The 18905-nt window shown below is 63.2% G+C and carries 20 protein-coding genes and 1 other annotated feature; of the genes, 5 read left to right on the plus strand and 15 right to left on the minus strand.

Annotation, left to right across the window (positions count from 1 at the left end; translation table 11 throughout):
• Window positions 1-35: 35 nt before the first annotated feature.
• The 11 genes from Q0K23_RS04140 to Q0K23_RS04190 all read right to left on the minus strand — a co-directional run bounded on the left by Q0K23_RS04140 (window position 36) and on the right by Q0K23_RS04190 (window position 9831).
• On the minus strand, window positions 36-365 hold the full coding sequence (locus Q0K23_RS04140) for a hypothetical protein (RefSeq protein ID WP_294518180.1): 330 nt from the start codon (window positions 363-365) through the stop codon (window positions 36-38).
• Between the two features lie 5 nt (window positions 366-370).
• Window positions 371-667, minus strand: coding sequence for a DUF2089 family protein (locus Q0K23_RS04145; protein ID WP_294518182.1), 297 nt, complete (start codon window positions 665-667; stop codon window positions 371-373).
• 135 nt (window positions 668-802) lie between these two features.
• Window positions 803-1432, minus strand: a complete 630-nt coding sequence (locus Q0K23_RS04150; protein ID WP_294518184.1) for a V-type ATP synthase subunit D — start codon at window positions 1430-1432, stop codon at window positions 803-805.
• A gap of 19 nt (window positions 1433-1451) precedes the next feature.
• Window positions 1452-2879 (minus strand): V-type ATP synthase subunit B, encoded by a 1428-nt coding sequence (locus tag Q0K23_RS04155; RefSeq protein ID WP_294518186.1) that lies wholly within the window; start codon window positions 2877-2879, stop codon window positions 1452-1454.
• 23 nt (window positions 2880-2902) lie between these two features.
• The gene (locus Q0K23_RS04160) at window positions 2903-4666 is read right to left on the minus strand and encodes a V-type ATP synthase subunit A (protein ID WP_294518188.1); all 1764 of its coding nucleotides are present in this window, start codon (window positions 4664-4666) and stop codon (window positions 2903-2905) included.
• Between the two features lie 48 nt (window positions 4667-4714).
• The gene (locus Q0K23_RS04165) at window positions 4715-5335 is read right to left on the minus strand and encodes a V-type ATP synthase subunit E (protein WP_294518190.1); all 621 of its coding nucleotides are present in this window, start codon (window positions 5333-5335) and stop codon (window positions 4715-4717) included.
• 38 nt (window positions 5336-5373) lie between these two features.
• Window positions 5374-5682 carry a V-type ATP synthase subunit F gene (locus Q0K23_RS04170; RefSeq protein WP_294518192.1) on the minus strand — a complete coding sequence of 103 codons (309 nt, stop codon included), beginning with the start codon at window positions 5680-5682 and terminating at the stop codon, window positions 5374-5376.
• Window positions 5683-5880: 198 nt separating this feature from the next.
• On the minus strand, window positions 5881-6312 hold the full coding sequence (locus Q0K23_RS04175) for an ATP synthase subunit C (RefSeq protein WP_148317651.1): 432 nt from the start codon (window positions 6310-6312) through the stop codon (window positions 5881-5883).
• An 86-nt stretch (window positions 6313-6398) separates the two neighbouring features.
• Window positions 6399-8366: a V-type ATP synthase subunit I gene (locus Q0K23_RS04180; RefSeq protein WP_294518196.1), complete on the minus strand. Its 1968-nt coding sequence runs from the start codon at window positions 8364-8366 to the stop codon at window positions 6399-6401.
• 31 nt (window positions 8367-8397) lie between these two features.
• Window positions 8398-9453, minus strand: a complete 1056-nt coding sequence (locus Q0K23_RS04185; protein WP_294518198.1) for a V-type ATPase subunit — start codon at window positions 9451-9453, stop codon at window positions 8398-8400.
• Between the two features lie 48 nt (window positions 9454-9501).
• Entirely contained in the window at window positions 9502-9831 is a 330-nt protein-coding gene (locus Q0K23_RS04190) for a hypothetical protein (RefSeq protein WP_294518200.1), read from the minus strand.
• Between the two features lie 600 nt (window positions 9832-10431).
• On the opposite strand from Q0K23_RS04190, the gene Q0K23_RS04195 reads away from it, so the two are divergent.
• Genes Q0K23_RS04195 through ispE form a run of 5 tightly spaced genes read left to right on the plus strand, consistent with a single transcriptional unit; the run spans window position 10432 to window position 14974 of the window.
• A complete protein-coding gene (locus Q0K23_RS04195) occupies window positions 10432-10911 on the plus strand; it encodes an Lrp/AsnC family transcriptional regulator (RefSeq protein ID WP_294518202.1) in 480 nt (159 codons plus the stop codon).
• Window positions 10908-12101, plus strand: coding sequence for a pyridoxal phosphate-dependent aminotransferase (locus tag Q0K23_RS04200; RefSeq protein WP_294518205.1), 1194 nt, complete (start codon window positions 10908-10910; stop codon window positions 12099-12101). The genes Q0K23_RS04195 and Q0K23_RS04200 overlap by 4 nt, the downstream gene beginning before the upstream one ends.
• A 38-nt stretch (window positions 12102-12139) precedes the next feature.
• A complete protein-coding gene (gene thrH, locus Q0K23_RS04205) occupies window positions 12140-12742 on the plus strand; it encodes a bifunctional phosphoserine phosphatase/homoserine phosphotransferase ThrH (protein ID WP_294518207.1) in 603 nt (200 codons plus the stop codon).
• 35 nt (window positions 12743-12777) lie between these two features.
• Entirely contained in the window at window positions 12778-14058 is a 1281-nt protein-coding gene (locus Q0K23_RS04210) for a DUF1015 domain-containing protein (protein ID WP_294518209.1), read from the plus strand.
• Window positions 14059-14113: 55 nt separating this feature from the next.
• Window positions 14114-14974, plus strand: coding sequence for a 4-(cytidine 5'-diphospho)-2-C-methyl-D-erythritol kinase (ispE, locus tag Q0K23_RS04215; RefSeq protein ID WP_294518211.1), 861 nt, complete (start codon window positions 14114-14116; stop codon window positions 14972-14974).
• Window positions 14975-15026: 52 nt separating this feature from the next.
• Here ispE and leuA read toward each other — a convergent pair whose 3' ends face one another.
• The 4 genes from leuA to Q0K23_RS04235 all read right to left on the minus strand — a co-directional run bounded on the left by leuA (window position 15027) and on the right by Q0K23_RS04235 (window position 18548).
• The gene (gene leuA, locus Q0K23_RS04220) at window positions 15027-16718 is read right to left on the minus strand and encodes a 2-isopropylmalate synthase (protein ID WP_294518213.1); all 1692 of its coding nucleotides are present in this window, start codon (window positions 16716-16718) and stop codon (window positions 15027-15029) included.
• 64 nt (window positions 16719-16782) lie between these two features.
• Window positions 16783-17015: a binding site (T-box leader), on the minus strand.
• 53 nt (window positions 17016-17068) lie between these two features.
• Window positions 17069-17479 (minus strand): metal-dependent transcriptional regulator, encoded by a 411-nt coding sequence (locus Q0K23_RS04225; protein ID WP_294518215.1) that lies wholly within the window; start codon window positions 17477-17479, stop codon window positions 17069-17071.
• A gap of 13 nt (window positions 17480-17492) precedes the next feature.
• Entirely contained in the window at window positions 17493-17921 is a 429-nt protein-coding gene (locus Q0K23_RS04230) for a flavodoxin (RefSeq protein WP_294518217.1), read from the minus strand.
• 45 nt (window positions 17922-17966) lie between these two features.
• Window positions 17967-18548 carry a DUF3793 family protein gene (locus Q0K23_RS04235; protein ID WP_294518219.1) on the minus strand — a complete coding sequence of 194 codons (582 nt, stop codon included), beginning with the start codon at window positions 18546-18548 and terminating at the stop codon, window positions 17967-17969.
• Window positions 18549-18905: the final 357 nt, after the last annotated feature.

Raw genomic sequence — 18905 nt, forward strand, 5'->3', positions numbered from 1 at the left:
TGTCCGAAAGACAGCGGGCGGCTGTTATATGTGGGTCACAGGTCCTGGAGATTCATGCGCTCCACCTCATCCTGCTGACGGAAGCGGCGGCGGGTGATGCGGTAGATGATGATAAATATCACAGTGGGAAGGAGAAGCGCGAGTACCACCAGGGATAAGATGAGCATTCCCAGCCGGGTGTGAGCAATCGCGAAGAGGAAGAGATAAGCTCCGGCAGCCAGGGCGGATAGGCCGGAGAGAACGGGCAGAATCAGGCCGGGCCAGGGGGGTGTCAGCCGGCAGAGCAGATACTGCACCAGGCCCAAAATACAGATATAGACGAGAAGCGCACCTAGAAACAGAACGATAGCCAGAATAGTGGACATACAATTCACTCCTTCTTCTGCCTGCGGTACTCCTGAATCAGGAGCTTTGCCGTGTCGAAGTCCAGCTTCTCATTGACGGCCAGGCGTTTGATCAGCGCCACATAGGGGTCCTGGTCGGCCTCCTCGCTGAGCTTGATCTTCTGGATCAGCCGGTCCAGCCGGAGGCGGACAGTGGGGTAGGACACGCCGTACTGCCTGGCGATATCCTTGAGGGAGCCGGAGCACAGGAGAAAGTTGCGGATAAAGGCCGCGTCCTCCTCCTCCAGTTCGGCCATCCAGCCCGGAACCCGGTCAATGGACATGGACAGAACCTCCTCTCTGTGACTTTCATAATATTAATATAAACTTTAATTTTATGAAAGTCAATATGAAATATATTAAAAATAAAATAGATAAAAAATACCGCCGCCGGACTGCTGTCCAGCGGCGGTATTTGATCAGGCGCTTGTGCGGGAACGCTTCTTGGTCTGGAAGGACTTGATGACCTTCAGACGGGTGAACTCCTCCCGCTCCTTCTCCTCCAGCGCTTCGGTGATGAAGCGGATGGTGTTGTTGAAGCCGGGAATGACGATGTTCTTCAGGGCGTTGGCACGCTTCTGGGTTTTCTTGATGGCGGTGGCCAGGCGGTAGATGGAGGTCTCCACCTCTGCCAGCTGGCGCACCAGCTCCTTCACCTGGTGGAACTTGAGGTAGCACTCGTCCAGCTCGGAACTGGTGGAGGCAAAGCCGTACTCGGGCCGGACCGGAGCGGACCGGTCGGGGATATGGGGCAGCTCCACGCCCATGACCGAGCGGTACTGCACCTCCAGGCTCTCGTCCACGTCAACGGCCTCGGCGATCCGGTCGCAGATGCCCAGCTTGATGTTGGCGGTCTGGAGGGAGGCATAGGCCTCGGTGAAGACGGTGTCGATCTGGTCCTGGACCTGCTTGGCGGTCTCCATCAGGGACATCATCTCCCGGATGAGGATGTTCCGCTTCCGGTCCATCAGCTCATAGCCCGTCTGAGCCAGTGCGCGGGAGCGCTTGGTGGCCATCAGGTTGCCTTTGGTTGGTAAGACAGCGGCCATTTACGGGCCTCCTCTCAGGTTAGTTGAGCTTCCCGTCTCCGCCGGCGGATTCGGGGTGCAGGATGGTCTTGTAGGCGCCCTCCACATAGTGGGCCTCGATGGTGGCGCTGCTCATACGATCCAGCTCGCTCTTGGGCAGGATGCTCAGCAGCTTCCAGCCCAGGTCCAGGGTCTGGTCGATGGTCCGGTTGTCGCCCATGTCCTGGTTGATGAACAGGGCCTCGAAGGCCTTGCCGAACTCCAGGTACTTCTTGTCGATTTCGGACAGCTCATCCTCACCGATAACGCTGGCCAGGCTCCGGGCGTCCTGCACCTTGGAGTAGGACGCGAAGAGCTGGTTGGACACGTCGGGGTGGTCGTCACGGGTGAAGCCCTTGCCGATGCCGTCCTTCATCAGACGGGACAGGGAGGGCAGGATGGAGATGGGGGGATAGACGCCCTTCTGGTCCATATCACGGTCCAGCACGATCTGGCCCTCGGTGATGTAGCCGGTCAGGTCGGGGATGGGGTGGGTGATATCGTCGTTGGGCATGGTCAGGACGGGCACCTGGGTCACGGAACCGGGGCGGCCCTTGATCATGCCGGCGCGCTCGTAGAGGGAGGCCAGGTCGGAGTACAGGTAGGAGGGGAAGCCCTTACGGGAGGGAATCTCGCCCTTGGAGGAGGAGAACTCACGGACGGCCTCGCAGTAGGAGGTCATATCAGTCATGATGACCAGCACGTGGTAGCCCAGATCAAAGGCCAGATACTCAGCGGCGGTGAGGGCGCAGCGGGGGGTCAGGATACGCTCGATGATGGGGTCGGAGGCCAGGTTCATGAACATGACCACCCGCTGGAGGGCGCCGGCCTCCTCAAAGTTGCGGCGGAAGAACTCGGCGGTGTCGTTCTTGACGCCCATGGCGGCGAACACGATGGCGAAGTCGCCGTCCTGGTCGCCGACGCGGGCCTGGCGGACGATCTGAGCCGCCAGCTCGTTGTGCTTCATGCCGGCGCCGGAGAAGATGGGCAGCTTCTGGCCGCGGATCAGCGTGGAGCAGCCGTCAATGGCGGAGATACCGGTGTAGATGCAGGAGCGGGGGTACTGGCGGGACACCGGGTTGATGGCAGAGCCGTTGATGTTCCGGCGCTGCTCGGGGTAGATCTCACCCAGGCCGTCAATGGGCCGGCCGGCGCCGTCGAAGATACGGCCCAGCATCTCGTGGGAGAGGGCGATATCCATGGGCTTGCCGGTGAAGTGGGTGCGGGCATTTTCCAGGGAGATACCCTTGGTGCCCTCGAAGACCTGGAGGATGGCCTTGTCGCCGTCAACCGTGATGACACGGCCGTAGCGGCGCTCGCCGTTCTCCAGGGTGATTTCGGCCATCTCGTCGTAGGCCACGTCCTCCACGCCCTGGAGGGCGATCAGAGAACCGGACAGCTCGGACAGGCCGATGTATTCCATGCGCATAAAATCACCTCAAAAATCTCGTCTCAGCGGTTGGCTTTGTCCACCTTGTCCAGGGCCTCGTCCACCTGCTTCTCATAGTCGGCGAACTTCTCCATCTGGTCGTTGGTGACTTCGTACTTGATCTTGGCCAGGGTTTCGAAAATGCCGGTGGCCTTGAGCTGAGAGAGGGGGATGGAGCGGGCGATGAGGGCCTTGGCGCCGTCGTACAGGCGCAGGATGACCTGCATCATCTTCAGCTGCTTATCCAGGGGGACGTAAGTATCGATGGGGTTATAGGAGTTCTGCTGCAGGAAGCCCACGCGGATGAGCTTGGCGGTCTCAATGACCAGCTTCTGGTCCTCGGGCAGCACGTCCGCGCCGATCAGCTTGACGATCTCCATCAGGGAGGCCTCCTCCTGGAGGAGGTTGGCGATCTTGTTGCGGCAGGGGACAAAGTCGGTGCCCACGTTGGCGTCATACCAGGGCTTCAGATCGGTGGTGTACTCCGAGTAGGAGGTCAGCCAGTTGATGGAGGGGAAGTGACGGGCGTAGGCCAGAGCGCGGTCCAGGCCCCAGAAGGTACGGACGTAACGCTTGGTGTTCTGGGTGACGGGCTCGGAGAAGTCGCCGCCCTGGGGGGAGACGGCGCCGATGACGGTGACGCTGCCCTCTTTGCCCTCCAGGGTCTTCACGTAGCCGGCGCGCTCGTAGAACTCGGCCAGACGGGAGGCCAGGTAGGCGGGGAAGCCCTCCTCGGCGGGCATCTCTTCCAGACGGCCGGAGATCTCACGCAGAGCCTCGGCCCAACGGGAGGTGGAGTCGGCCATCAGGGCCACGTGGTAGCCCATATCGCGGTAGTACTCGGCGATGGTCATGCCGGTGTAGACGGAGGCCTCACGGGCGGCCACAGGCATGTTGGACGTGTTGGCGATCAGGATGGTGCGGTTCATCAGGGGCTGGTGGCTCTTGGGGTCCAGCAGCTCGGAGAACTCCTCCAGGGCCTGGGTCATCTCGTTGCCGCGCTCGCCGCAGCCCAGGTAGACGATGATGTCGGCGTCAGACCACTTGGCCAGCTGGTGCTGGGTCATGGTCTTGCCGGCGCCGAAGGGGCCGGGGATGGCGGCGGCGCCGCCCTTGCCGATGGGGAAGAGGGTGTCGATGATCCGCTGACCGGTGATCAGCGGGCGGGAGATGGGCAGACGCTCGGCCATGGGCCGGGGGGTACGGATGCGGCAGTCCTGGGACAGGCAGAGCTTGAACACCTTGCCGTACAGGTTGGTGACCTCCACCAGGACCTCGTTGACGTTGTAGCTGCCGTTGGGCAGGACCCGGGTCACCTTGCCCTCCACGCCGGCGGGGGCCAGGCAGCGGTGCTGGATGAGGGAGGTCTCCTGGCAGTAGGCGTACTGAGTGCCGGGACGGATGGCGTCGCCCACCTTGACGGTGATGGTGGTGTCCCACAGCTTCTCCTCATCCAGGGCGGAGATGTTGATGCCGCGGGTGATGAAGGGGCCGGCCTTGTCCTGAATCACGTTCAGGGGGCGGGCAATGCCGTCGAAGATATTGCTCAGCAGGCCGGGGCCCAGCTTGACGGACATGGGCGCGCCGGTGGTGGTGACGGGCTGACCGGGGGCCAGACCGGCGGTGTCCTCGTAGACCTGCACGGTGGTCACGCCGCCGCTCACGCCTACGACCTCGCCAATCAGACCCTCATTACCCACGTGCACCATGTCCATCATGGCAAGCCCCTGGCCGCCGACGACGGTGACAACAGGGCCGTTGACGCCCTTGATAACATATTGGCTCATAGTATCATCCTCACAACAAACAGGTAATCAGGGACCGGGGACGCGGTCTTACTCCTCGGTCAGATCGTCGGACAGGGACAGGCCGAAGATCTCGGCGAAGTGTCCGTTCAGCTCGGCCATGGCGGTGCCGAAGGTGGCATCCACGCGGCGGCCCAGGGAGGCGGACACGGCCGTCAGGCCGCCCAGCAGGATGGTGGGATCGGCCTCGAAGGTCACCTTCACGCCGCCCAGAGCGGCGGTGATGGCGGCGGACTGGTCCATATCCTCGGCGCGCAGGTGGATGACGATGTCATCGGCGCCCTTCAGGGTATCCACGGCCTGACGGGCCACCTCGGTCAGCCGCTTGCGGTAGTCGGGGGTGGCGCTGTACGCGACGATGCGGTCCCGCACCGCCTCGAAGACCTCGCTGGCGATGGCCTCACGGCGGAGGTAGAGGGTCTTCTTGTTGTCCAGCATGTGGCGGGAGACCTTGCGGCCCTCCTCGCTGCGGATGCGGGACACCTCGGTGCGGATGTAGTGGTAAGCCTCGGCCAGGATCTTGTCCTCGGCCTCGGAGTAGGAATTATCGTGCTGGGCCTTGATCTCGCTGAGGACCCGGTCGGTCTCAGCGGTGGCCTCAGCCAGAAGCGTGGACGTAAAGTGGTCCAGCTTTTTGTTCAGTTCAGACATGGAAGAAACCTCCTTTGGTTAAAAGAGGAGGACACAGGTCAAAGTTTGACCCCAATGGCCTCGCGGATATAACGGGTGATGGAGTCGGAGGCACGGCCGGTGCTGTGACGGTCCGGAATTTCTACCACCAGAGGGATATGGCAGCTCATTTTCAGGGGCTCCAGCAGGTCAGAGCACTTGGCCGCCAGGTTCTCCGTCACCAGGAGGACGGCGATGTCGGGGTCGGCCGCGGCGTCCTGAATGGCCTTCCGGGCCTCGGGGATCTCCCGGACCACCACGCCCTCGATACCCGCCAGACGCAGGCCCACCTGGGTATCGGTGCTGTCAGTGATAACAAAATACTTCATACAGACCTCCATGCGCCTTTCGGCGCGCAGTCAGGAAATAAAACCTCCGGCGGATGGAGGACCCCGCCGCTGCCCGCCCTGGGGCGGACAGCGGCGGAAGCCGGGCCAGAGAGACTGTGCCGGCTCCCGCGCAGGGGAGGTTTTGGCCGGCGCCGCCCTGTGGGGCGGGCCGGCCAGGGGGAACAGTCGCCTGTCGTATTAGGTGAACAGGAGGAGCAGGGCCACAATCAGGCCGTACAGGGCGACGCCTTCGGCCAGACCGACGAAGATCAGGGCCTTACCAAAGGCCTTGTCGTTCTCGGAGATGGCGCCCAGAGCGGCGGAAGCGGAGGAAGCGACGGCGATACCGCCGCCGATGCCGGACAGGCCCACGGCCAGAGCGGCGCCGATGTACTTCAGACCCATCATGATGCCGTTGGCGGAAGCGGTAGCGGCCTCAACGGACACGTCGGCAGCGCCGGCGGCACCGCCGATGCCCACCACGGTGCACAGCACCAGGCAGCCGAAGAAGGAGCAGACATTGGCCATCAGAGCGTTCTTGGCCCGCTTGCCGGTGTACTTGCGGATGCCAATGAGGAACAGGGGGCAGAAAACGGCAAAGGTAGCCAGAAGAAGAACCAGGTATTTCATTTTATAGACCTCCTAAAATCACTTGGAACCTATATTCAGCCCATTGGGCAGAATAAAAGATGCTGATTGTCCCATCTGGACGGCCATCAGGCCGCGCTGCGGGACGTGTAATCGATGATCTTGGGCTCGTAAGCCACGCCGCCGTCGTCATAGAAGCGGCCGAACAGCTCATAGAACTCAAGACGGAGCACCTGAATACCGACCAGCAGGCCCTCAAAGCCCATGACGAACAGGTTGCCCAGGATCATGACGATGATGCCGCCCGGACTGGCCAGGCCGCCGGCCATGTTGGCCAGCATCTGGACCACCAGCATCAGGCCCACGTGGGTGATGGCGTAAGCGCCCACACGCATGAAGGACAGGGTGTTGGTGAGGAAGGACAGGCAGGTTTCAAACAGCTCGAAGAAGCCGGTGACGATCAGGCCGCCGATCTGGATCTCCTTCCACTCGGGGTTGCCCTCCAGCATGAGGGAGAGGGGCTCCTTGAAGAGGATGAGCACCAGGGGCAGCACGATGACGGGCAGGACGTAGGCGGGAACGAACAGGTTCACGCCGAAGAGCAGGGTGGACACGGCGGCGCCGATGAGGCCCAGGTAGAACACCATGCCGGCCACGCCGTTGGGCCCGAAGAGGATCTTCTCGAAGTTGTGCTGGCGCACGCCGTTGATGATGTTGACCACCATGACGAAGGCCAGCATGATCACGCCCAGGATGATGGACATGACCAGCAGCAGCAGAACGTTGCTCACTTCGCCCATGCCGGAGAGCACGCTCTCCTCCATGATCTTGAAGCCGGGGAGGATGTCCTCCATGCCGAACACGCTGCCGTAGATGCAGCCGAATATGGCGCCGGACAGGCCGCAGCAGGTGATGATGTTGCCCAGCCACATCTTCTTCCACTTGGCCAGCGCAAAGCCGATGACGGCCAGGCACAGGCCCTGTCCCAGGTCACCGAACATGATGCCGAAGAACAGGCAGTAGGTGATGGCCATGAAGACGGAGGGGTCGATCTCGTTGTAGGCGGGCAGGCCGTACATCTCCAGGAAGGGCTGGAAGACCCGGCCCAGGAAGGAGTTCTTCAGCTTGGTGGGGGGCGTCATGTCGGGCAGGTCGCCCGCATTGTCCACCACGCAGGAGAGCCGGTCAAACTTGCCCAGCTTGGCCTGGATCTCCTCGATCTTGTCGCTGGGCACCCAGCCCATGAGGTAGAAGGTCTCACGGGAGTGGGCGGCAAAGCGGCGCATGTCGTAGGCGTCGTTCATGTAGCGCAGGTAGCAGTAGTCGGCCAGCAGCCGGTCGTGCTCGGCGGGCTTGAGGCCGAAGATGTCCTGCTTGGCCTGCTCGGCGGCCTTCTCCGCGGCCTCCGCCTCGGCGGTCAGCTCGATGATGGCCTGGTCGGCGGAGCCGTGGGCGTGGGCATCGATGTGGAGCCGGACGAAGTGGAGGGAGTTGAAGAGGGCGTCCACCTTTTCGTGGGCAGCCTTGGTGGTGAAATACACGCCGTAGACCAGCTTGGGCTCAATGCTGGTGGGGAAGAAGAGGATGCTGTCGTCCTCGTTGAGGGTCTTCTGGAAACTGTCGTAGGTCTCACGGGGCAGGTAACCGAACCGGAACCGGGAGAAGTCCAGGTTCCACAGATCCTCAAGGTTGGCGGCGACGCCCTTCAGCTTCTGCAGCTGGAGCACCAGGTTGCGGTCGTTCTTGGCCTCCTGAAGGAGGTCCTCCCGCTTCTGGGTCAGGTCGTTGACCCGCTTCTCCAGGGTGTCGAAGTAGTCGGAGAAGTTGGCGGGGTCGTCCCCCAGAGCAGACTCGAAGGGCTCGTACTCCAGGGGGATACCGGCCTCATCCGCCACCTGTTCGGCACGGCGGAGGAGGGTGGTATAGGGGTTGTTCAGCTCAAAGGGACGAAGCCCTTTGACATCCTTCATGGTCTGAAGGGTGTTTTCCGGGTGGAACTCCTGGTTGATGACGCACTCACGCACCACTGTGTCGAACTGATCCAGGGGTCCCGCAATGGTGAGTAACTTCATCGGGATGACTGACAAACAGACCATCTCCCTTTTCTTTCAAACTTTACGGGTGGGGTCATTCACCCACAAGACGGGCGAACTCCTCATCGTAATGGGCACCATATTTGACCGATTCGATGACGTTCACCAGAGCCTTCAGCTCGATGGACTTCACGTTCAGGTAGGAAACAGCAGTGTAGATGGAGGGCGGTCCGGAGACCAGCTGCCGTTTATTAAAGGTGTAGAAGGAACGGCGGTAGCAGTCCTCCACACTGGCTACGTCCTGAGCGGTAAAGCGCCCGGCATACGGGGTATCCTGCAGTACTGCGAATACCTGAGAGACGTCGGAAGCGTCGCACATGGCCTTGATCTTCTCCGGCTTGAGCTTGTAGTTCATGGGGAAGAGCGCCGAGTAGTACTGGTCGTCGCCGGGGAAGTAGGTCTTGAGCCGGAGAATGTGGATGATGTTGAGCAGGTCCACCCGCTCGCCCATTCCCCGCAGCAGCAGCGACTTGGTCTCGCCGGCATAGGACTTGTAGATGATGCGGTAGATGTGGGAGAAGTAGGTGGAGCGGAGGAGAGCCTCCGTGGTGGTGTAATCGGGGAGCACATTCGGGTCATCGGGCCGGATGTGGAGCAGAGGCTCATAATAGATGCTGCCCTGCACAGCGGCCAGCAGGCCGTTATAGTCCTTGCAGGAGGCGAGAGCCTTCCGGTTCACCTTGAAGGGCAGGTTGGGCATGGCGAGCACGCCTTCCCGGACCCGTCCGTGGGACTTGAGGCGGCGCAGCGTGCCTAAGATGGCCAGCAGCTCCGCCTGCCGCAGGGGAAATGCCACCAGGTTCTTGTCGGGACGGGGGACAAAGTGATTGAGTCCCTCATATTCCCGCCAGACCTGAAGGCGAAGGGCGTCCTCCAGCTCCATGCGGCCAACGTAGCCGGAGGGGGTCATGGCGGACAGAGCGGCGGACACCGCGGCAGACCAGCCGGGCTGGCTGCGGAGGTAATCCAGGATGCTCTGCTCGTTGGGCAGACCCGCCATGTGCTCAAAGTCAGAAAAACGAAGGCGCTTGCCGTACAGCGCCTTTACCTTGGCGGCAAGGGCACCGTATCGCATATAGCTGTCGATCATGTCACGACCACTCCTTTCTGCGCCCATAGGATAGGGGAGCCGGGCGCATCAGGACTGGCCGCCCACGATTCTGAGGAAGAGCGTGTCCACCCACTGGTCTTTGTTCTGCTGATAGGCCCGCTCCACCTTGTCCATGGCGTCCCTGAGACGCTGGTCCAGCTTTGCGATGTCCTCTTCAGCACCCTTCCGCTCGGCCTTTTCCACCGTTTCGATCCGGTGCTTGGCACGGGCGAAATAGTCCTCCCGCATGTGGGAGATGTCCCGCTCCAGGTCGGCGTCCAGAGACTGCTGTTTTTCCTGCGCCTCACGGGCGATCTCCTGTGCGGTGTGCTCCGCGGCAATGATTCTGTTTACCAGATCAATGTATTCCGTTTCCATACTGTACTGTCACCTCCGGGTGCGTTTCCCAATTGGAAAAGAAAACGCGCGAATAATTAGCTATGCATCAATTACACCTCATCATAGCACTTTGGTTCAGGAATTTCCACTGGAAAATAGACAAAATTTTGACCGGTATGGGGCGGCGGATTCTGTCATTCGGCAAATAGGGACGGGGGTGGGGAAGAAATGGTTGGACAAGCTGGAAAATGTGTGAAAAAGCCTTGCAGGAGGGAGAATTTGGCTCTACAATGGGTCGGACCGAAAAGCCCGGAGGCGTTGGAATCCCAGGCTTCGGGGCGGAGGGCCCGGCTGCGGGCGGAGGCGTGGACAGCGCGGCGGTTTTTGCCCCGGCGGGGCGGAAGCGCCGGGCAGAGGCGCGGAGGGAAGCAGGGGTGAAATGTTGCACAGACGGGGGGGCAAAATGTCGTTTTTGGGGAGCGAGGTTTGGCCGGAGCACAGGCCTCCGGCGGAAGAAAAAACGCCCGCCGCCCCTTGCGGCGCTGCTCCATACGCATTATAATAGGAATATTAAGCGGAGGACGGCTCCGCACCTGCCGCAGGGCGGCGGGCGAAACACAATGACAGGAGGAGATCTGCATGACCAAGCTGCTCCAGCTCTTGGAAGAGGACTGCACCCTTACCCACGAGCAGCTCGCCGCGATGGCAAATATGACGGTGGAGGAAGTGGACGCCGCCATTAAGAAATATGAAGAGGACAAGGTGATTCTGGGCTACCAGGCCATTGTGGACTGGAACACTACGGACCGGGAGGACGTGACCGCCCTGATCGAGGTGAAGGTGATTCCCCAGCGGGAGGAGGGCTTTGACCGCATCGCCGAGCGCATCTACCAGTACGACGAGGTGGAGGCCCTGTATCTGATGAGCGGCGCCTTTGACTTCACGGTGATCATCTCGGGCCGCACCCTGCGGGAGGTGGCCTCCTTTGTCAGCGACCGGCTGGCCCCGCTGGAGGGCGTCACCAGCACGGCCACCCACTTCATTCTGAAAAAATACAAAGAGAAGCACCTGATCTTCGAAAAGCAGGCGCCGGGAGAAAGGGAGTTTATTTTCGTATGAATTACCAGCAGATCATGTCCCAGCGGATCCAGGAGGTCCAGCCCTCCGGCATCCGCCGGTTCTTCGATATTCTGGAGGAGATGAAGGACGCCATCTCCCTGGGCGTGGGCGAGCCCGACTTTGTCACCCCCTGGCACATCCGGGACGCGGGCATCTACTCCCTGGAGAAGGGCCGCACCCGCTACACCTCCAACGCGGGCCTGGCCGAGCTGCGGCGGGAGATCGCCTCCTACCTGGAGCGCCGCTTTGACCTGAAGTACGACTTTGCCAGCCAGATCGTGGTGACCGTGGGCGGCAGCGAGGGCATCGATCTGGCGCTGCGCTGCCTGGTCAATCCCGGCGACGAGGTCATCATCCCGGTGCCCTCCTTTGTGTGCTACGGGCCTCTGACCTCCATGGCCGGCGGCACTCCCGTGCTGCTGGAGACCCGGGCGGAGGACGAGTTCCGCCTCACCCCCGAGCTGCTGAAGAAGGCCATCACCCCCAAGACCAAGGCCCTGGTGCTGCCCTTCCCCAACAACCCCACCGGCGCGGTGATGGAGCGGTCCGACCTGGAGGCCATCGCCGAGGTGCTGCGGGGCACCGACATCATGGTCATCTCCGACGAGATCTACTCCGAGCTGACCTACGGCATGCACCACACCTCCATCGCCAATATCCCCGACATGTATGAGCGCACCATCGTCATCAACGGCTTCTCCAAGAGCCATGCCATGACCGGCTGGCGCATGGGCTACGTCTGCGGTCCCAAGGAGATCATCAAGCAGCTGCTCAAGCTCCACCAGTTCGGCATAATGTCCGCCCCCACCGTGAGCCAGTACGCCGCCGTGGAGGCCATGCGCAACGGCGACCGGGACATCGAGCGCATGCGGGACGAGTACGACGGCCGCCGCCGCTACCTGGTGGAGGGCCTGCGCCGCATCGGCCTGCCCTGCTTTGAGCCCAAGGGTGCCTTCTACGTGTTCCCCGACATCCGCTCCACCGGCCTGAGCTCCGATGAGTTCTGCGAGCGGTTCCTGATGGAGGAGAAGGTGGCCGTCATCTCGGGCACCGCCTTCGGTCCCGGCGGCGAGGGCTTCATCCGCTGCTGCTACGCCACCTCCATGAAGGACATCGCCGAGGCCCTGACCCGCATGGACAACTTCCTCACCAACCTGCGCAAGAAGCAGGCCCGCTCCGCCGGAAACTGAGCGGGGCATCCATCAACGCCGAGAAAGGGGACGCAGAGATGTATATTACCTGTCTGGATATGGAGGGTGTGCTGGTGCCGGAGATCTGGATCGCCTTTGCCAAGGCCAGCGGCATCCCTGAGCTCAAGCGCACCACCCGGGACGAGCCCGACTACGACAAGCTGATGCACTGGCGTCTGGGGGTGCTGAAGGAGCACGGCCTGGGCCTGAAGGAGATCCAGGCCACCATCGCCTCCATCGACCCGCTGCCCGGCGCCAAGGAGTTCCTGGATGAGCTGCGCAGCTTCACCCAGGTGATCATCCTCAGCGACACCTTTGAGCAGTTCGCCCAGCCCCTGATGAAGAAGCTGGACTGGCCCACCCTGTTCTGCAATACCCTGGAGGTGGCCCCCGACGGCATGATCACCGGCTTCAGGATGCGCTGCCCCCAGTCCAAGTTGACTACCGTCAAGGCCCTCCAGTCCATCGGCTACGACACCATCGCCTCGGGCGACAGCTTCAACGACCTGGGCATGATCCAGGCCAGCAAGGCCGGGTTCCTGTTCCGCACCACGGAGCAGATCAAGGCCGACTACCCCCAGATCCCCGCCTATGAGGCGTTTGACGACCTGCTGGCCGCCATCCGCAACGCCATGGACTGACCGGCCGGAACGCCGGCGGAAAGTGAGTGAGAGACATGGATAGATGCTTTGACGGACTGCCCTTCGTCCCGGCCGACATCCTGCTGCCCCAGAACTGTGAGTATGCCAAGTGGTCGGTGGCGCCCTGCGACCAGTACACCTCCCAGCCGGAATACTGGCAGCGGGTGGAGGAGTATGTGGGCTCCGCGCCGTCGGCCCTGCGGCTCATCCTTCCCGAGAGCTGCCTGGAGGGGCCAGATGTGGAGACCGACATCATGGATGTGAACAACACCATGACCCGCTACCTGCGGGAGGGCCGGTTCCGCACCCTGCCCGACGCCATGATCTACGTGGAGCGGACCCTGTCCGGCGGCCGGGTCCGCCGGGGCCTGCTGGGCATGGTGGACCTGGAGCAGTACGACTACGAGCCCGGCTCAGGCACCCTGATCCGGGGCACCGAGGGCACGGTGCTCAGCCGCATCCCGCCCCGGGTGGCGGTGCGGAAGAACGCGCCCATCGAGCTGCCCCACGCCATGCTCCTGGCCGACGACCCGGACTGCACTGTCATGGACCCGCTGACCGCGGCCCGTGACCGGCTGGAGGTGCTCTACGACTTTGACCTGATGGAGCAGGGCGGCCACCTGAAGGGCTGGCTGCTGGGGGAGGACGAGAAGGCCGCCGTGGCCTCCGCCCTCCGGGCCCTTGCCGACCCCGCCGCCTTCCGCCTGCGGTACGGCAGGGACAGCGGCGCGCCCCTGCTCTTCGCCGTGGGGGACGGCAACCACTCCCTGGCCGTGGCCAAGGAGTGCTATGAGCGGCAGAAGCGGCTCACGCCCCCGGAGCGGTGGGCCTCGCTGCCCGCACGGTATACCATGTGTGAGCTGGTGAATCTCCACGACCAGTCTCTGGAGTTCCGGCCCATCCACCGGGTCCTCTTCGGCGTGGACCCGGAGGACATGATCCGGCAGCTCCTGGCCGCCTTCCCGGGGGCCCACCTGGGGCCGGGGGAGGGCCACTCCCTGGCCTTTGTCCATCGGGACGGCGCAGGGGTGGTGACCGTGCCTCATCCCACCTCCCGCCTGCCGGTGGGCACGCTCCAGCCCTTCCTGGACGACTACGCCATCGCCCACCGCTGCCGCATGGACTATATCCACGGCGCCGACGTGGCCCGGGAGCTGGCCGCCCGGCCGGGGAACGTGGCCTTCCTGCTCCACGCCCTGGACAAGGAGCGGCTGTTCTCCATCATTCTGCACGACGGGGTCCTGCCCCGCAAGACCTTCTCCCTGGGGGAGGCAAATGAAAAGCGCTTCTATCTGGAGGCGCGGAAAATCAGATAAGAGCGGGGGTGGGCGGCCAGCCGCCGTCCACCCCCCTTTGCCGGAGGAGACCTGTATGGCCACAATGGAAGTGCGCGCCTTTGCCAAGCTGAATCTGACCCTGGACGTGCTGGGAGCCCGGCCGGACGGATACCACGACCTGCGGATGGTGATGCAGTCCGTGTCTCTCCACGACACCATCACCCTGGAGACGGGCACCGGCCGCGGGCTGACGGTGGAGACGGACAAGGAGTTCCTGCCCACCGACGAGCGGAACCTGGCCGCCGCCGCCGCCCTCCGGTTCTGCGAGGCCACCGGCACGGACCTGGGAGGGCTGGCCCTGCGGATCGAAAAGCGCATCCCCGTGTGCGCCGGCATGGCCGGCGGCAGCACGGACGCCGCCGTGGTGCTCCGGGCCCTGAACCAGATGACAGGGGTCAACCTGCCGGTGGAACAACTGGCGGAGATCGGAGCGCGGGTGGGGTCCGATGTGCCCTACTGCGTCTACGGTGGCACCGCCCTGGCCGAGGGCAGGGGAGAGCGGCTTACCCCGCTGCCCCCGCTGCCCCAGTGCCACGTGGTGCTGTGCAAGCCCCCGTTCCCGGTGTCCACCCCCGAGCTCTTCGGCCGCATCGACTCCGTGAAGCTCCGCTGCCGCCCCGACACGGCGGGCATGCTGGAGGCCCTGGAGCGGCGGGACCTGGAGGGTGTGGCCCGGCGGCTGTACAACGTATTCGAGGATGTGCTCCCCGAGCGGAAGGCCGCTGAGATCGCCTCTCTCCGCAACGCCCTCATCCAGTACGGCGCCCTGGGGGCCTGCATGAGCGGCACCGGCCCCACCGTGTTCGGGCTCTTCGACGACCCCGCCGCCGCCCATGCGGCATGGGAGGAGCTGGCGGTGTCCTACCGGGACACCTTCCTGACCCAAGTGGTATAAACGGCAAAAAGATGGCCCGCTGTCTCAGACAGCGGGCCATCTTGCTGTTTTCTTATGCTTCTTTGCCGCTGACCGCCCGGTTGATGGCGGACAGGATGCCCTTGAGGGGGGCCAGGTTGATGTTGTGGGAGATGCCCACGCCGAAGTGGTCCTTGCCCTCCTGGTCCCGCAGCTGGATGTAGGCCACGGCCATGGAGTCGGAGCCGTCGGAGATGGCGTGCTCCTTGTAGTCCACAAAGGTGAAGCGGTCCATCTTCTGGCCGTGGATGGCGTTGAAGAAGGCGTCGATGGGGCCGTTGCCCGAGCCGTTGACCTGGAAGGTGGTGTCCTTGTGGCGGAGGGTACCGGCGAAGGTGACGTGGGAGTGGCCCTCCTCATCGGTGAACTCGGCGAAGGAGTGGCGCACCAGCTGGTAGGGTGCGGTGGCGTCGATGTAGTTCTCCTTGAACAGCTCGTAGATCCGCTCCGGCTTGAGCTCGGTGCCCACCCGGTCGGTCTCCACCTGGACGATGTGGCCGAATTCGGGGTGCATGGCCTTGGGCAGATCAAAGCCGAAGTTGTGGTGCATGACGTAGGCCGCGCCGCCCTTGCCCGACTGGGAGTTGATGCGGATGATGGGCTCGTACTGCCGGCCCACGTCCGCTGGGTCGATGGGCAGGTAGGGGATCTCCCAGTACTCGCTGCCGCTCTCCTCCATGTAGGCGGTGCCCTTGTTGATGGCGTCCTGGTGGGAGCCGGAGAAGGCGGTGAACACCAGCTCGCCGGCGTAGGGCTGCCGCTCGCCCACCTTCATCTTGGTGCACCGTTCGTACATGGACTTGATCTTGTTGATGTCGGAGAAGTCCAGCTCCGGGTCCACGCCCTGGGTGTACATGTTCAGGGCCAGGGTGACCATGTCCACGTTGCCGGTGCGCTCGCCGTTGCCGAACAGGGTGGCCTCGATCCGCTCCGCGCCGGCCAGCAGGCCCATCTCGGCGGTGGCCACGCCGCAGCCCCGGTCGTTGTGGGGGTGGAGGGAGATGATGGCGCTGTCCCGGCTGGGCAGCTTGGAGATGAAGTACTCCAGCTCGTCGGCGAAGTAGTTGGGCATGCAGTTCTCCACTGTGGTGGGCAGGTTGAGGATGATCTTCTTCTCCGGCGTGGCGTGGATGGCCTCGATGACCGCCTGGCAGATCTCCACGGCGTAGTCCATCTCAGTGCCCATGAAGGACTCGGGGGAGTACTCGTACCGCAGGTCCATGCCCTCGGCGATGACGGGCTGGGACAGCTCGTAGATGAGCTGGGCGGCGTCGGTGGCGATCTTGGTGATGCCCGCCATGTCCATGTGGAACACCACCTTGCGCTGGAGGGTGGAGGTGGAGTTGTAGAAGTGGAGGATGACGTGTTTGGCGCCCCGGATGGCCTCAAAGGTCTTCTGGATCAGGTGGGGCCGGGCCTGGACCAGCACCTGGATGGTCACGTCGTCGGGGATGTGGCCGCCCTCGATGAGCTCCCGGCAGATCTCGTACTCGGTCTCGCTGGCAGAGGGGAAGCCGATCTCGATCTCCTTCACGCCGATGTCCACCAGGGTGTGGAAGTACTCCAGCTTTTCCTGGAGGTTCATGGGGTCCACCAGGGCCTGGTTGCCGTCCCGCAGGTCCACCGAGCACCAGATGGGGGCCTTGGTGATCTGCTTGTCGGGCCAGGTGCGGTGGTCCATCTTCAGGGGGACAAAGGGGATGTACTTTTCATAGGCTTTTTTCATGACAGGGACCTCCTTTGGTCGTGCGGTCAGGGGACGAAAAACGCCCCTGACCTAAAACAATTAGGTCAGGGGCGTAGAATACGCGGTACCACCCTGCTTCCGCCAACCGTCTCCGGCAGGCGCTCATTGGCCTCCAACAAGGCCGTGGCCGGTAACGGGGCCGGACGTCCCGCCCTACTGCAGTTCGGGCGGACGGCTCAGGGACCAGTATCCGCGCGGCATCCTCACACCGGTTCGCACCTGCCACCGGCTCTCTGAGCGGGATGTGCCGCGCCTTCTTCCCTTCCTCGCCTTTTGCAATGTGATTGCATCTATTCTAGCGGAAGAAAGGACATTTGTCAAGTAGCAGGTCAGGAGCACAGGGCCTGGCGGAAGAGCACCGAGGGCAGGGGCGTGCCTGACAGGACCATCTCGCTCATCCGCGCCCGGGTGGTGGGGGAGAGGCAGCACAGGCACCGGTCTGCGTCCAGCCGGGCGGTCTCGCCGTCCACGCCCAGGTGCTCCCGGAGATAGGCCTCCAGCAGGACCCGGTCGGTGTAGAGCCTGTTGGCCCAGCGCAGGCCGGAGGAGGTGAGGCGGACCCGGCCGTAGCGCCGCCGTTCGATCATGCCCTCCCGGTCCAGGATGCCCAGCATATGGGCCACGCTGGAGGCGGCCACGTTCAGCCGCCGGGACACGTCCACCGAGCGCACGGCCTCCAGGCCGCCGCCCAGCTCGTAGATGGTGAGCAGATAGCGGCAGGCGGTGTGGGAGAGTTCCATGGCGCCTCCTTCCTCAGCCCGCCAGCGCCCGGCCCAGGTCCCGGCAGGCGGCCAGAGCGTCGTCGTCGGGCATCTCGTTGCAGATCAGGCCCTCGCCGCCCTGGAGGACGGCGCCGGCGGCGGCGGTACGGTCGTACCAGTCCCGCATCCACTGGCCGTCGCCCCAGCCGTAGGAGCCGAAGAGGGCCACCGGCTTGCCGGACAGGCTGCCGGACAGTTCCTCGAAGAAGGGCTCGAACTCCCCCTCTTCCAGCACCTCGGCGCCCATGGCGGGGCAGCCCAGAGCCAGCCGGTCGTACCCGGCGGCGTCGGCGGCGGAAATTTCAGATACGGAGAAGAGGGACACGTCGGCCCCCGCCTCCCGGGCGCCCTCCGCCACGGCCTGGGCCATGGCCTCGGTGTTGCCGGTGCCGCTCCAATAGATGACTGCGAGCTTGCTCATAATAAAACCTCCTTGAATGTTGAGAGAGAAATGGAATGGTTGAAATCACGCCGCCGGGTATTCCGCCGCACCCAGCAGGCCCAGTAGGGAGCGGCCCTGCGCCAGCCGGGTGCACAGGGCGGAGCGGCAGAGGGCGAACTTTTGGAACTGCCGCCTGGCCCCCTCCACGTCCTGATAGACCTTCCACTCGCCGCACAGCCGGCAGTTGCTGCCGCCGTGGGCCATAAAGGCCGCCACATCCCCGGGGGGATAGCCCAGAAACAGGCCCAGCTCGTGGGGGAACGCACCTCCCGCAGTGATACGGCTGCTGAGGCGGCGGAGCAGGGCGGCGCAGGAGTCTCCGGCCGGGTAGCCGGTCTCCGCCAGCAGCTCCGCCACCGGGGCGGAGCGGAGACACCGCTCCAGCAGGGCGGGGCGGTAGACCAGCAGGAGAAAGCGCCGGCGGCACCGGCACAGCACCTCCATCCGGATGCCCCGCGCCGCCAGAAGGCGGGAGTAGTCCGCAGCCAGACGGGGAAGGGCGGGGTAGTCCTCCGCCGAGAGGGAGATGAGGCTGGCGGGTTTGAGCCCTACCAGCGCCGGAGCGCAGTGGTAGGCCACCGAGCGTTCAAACCGGGCGCGGGACATTGGTACGCCTCCTTTTGTTAGCTATAGCTAACCTAATAGGAAAAAGAAAATGCAGAACACCTGCACGGAGGTTAGCTAGAACTAACCTACTGGAAAGATAGCACATCCACAAGCGGTTGTCAACAGCTAATTTGCACGGACAGACAGCGGGGCGAAGAAGAAAGACGATTGGACAAAAAATACGCAGGATCTGGCCTTGCTTAAACAGGCGGCAGAAGTTAGAATAGAACTAAAGAAAGGCCCCAATGGGCAAGGGATAAGAATGAAAAAAGGAGAAATGTGCCATGATTCGGATCTATGCAGCGGAAAACTATGAAGAGATGAGCGAGAAGGCGGCGCGGATCATCGCGGCCCAGG

It is taken from the genome of uncultured Pseudoflavonifractor sp., assembly GCF_944387275.1.
Lineage (GTDB): Bacteria > Bacillota > Clostridia > Oscillospirales > Oscillospiraceae > Pseudoflavonifractor > Pseudoflavonifractor intestinihominis.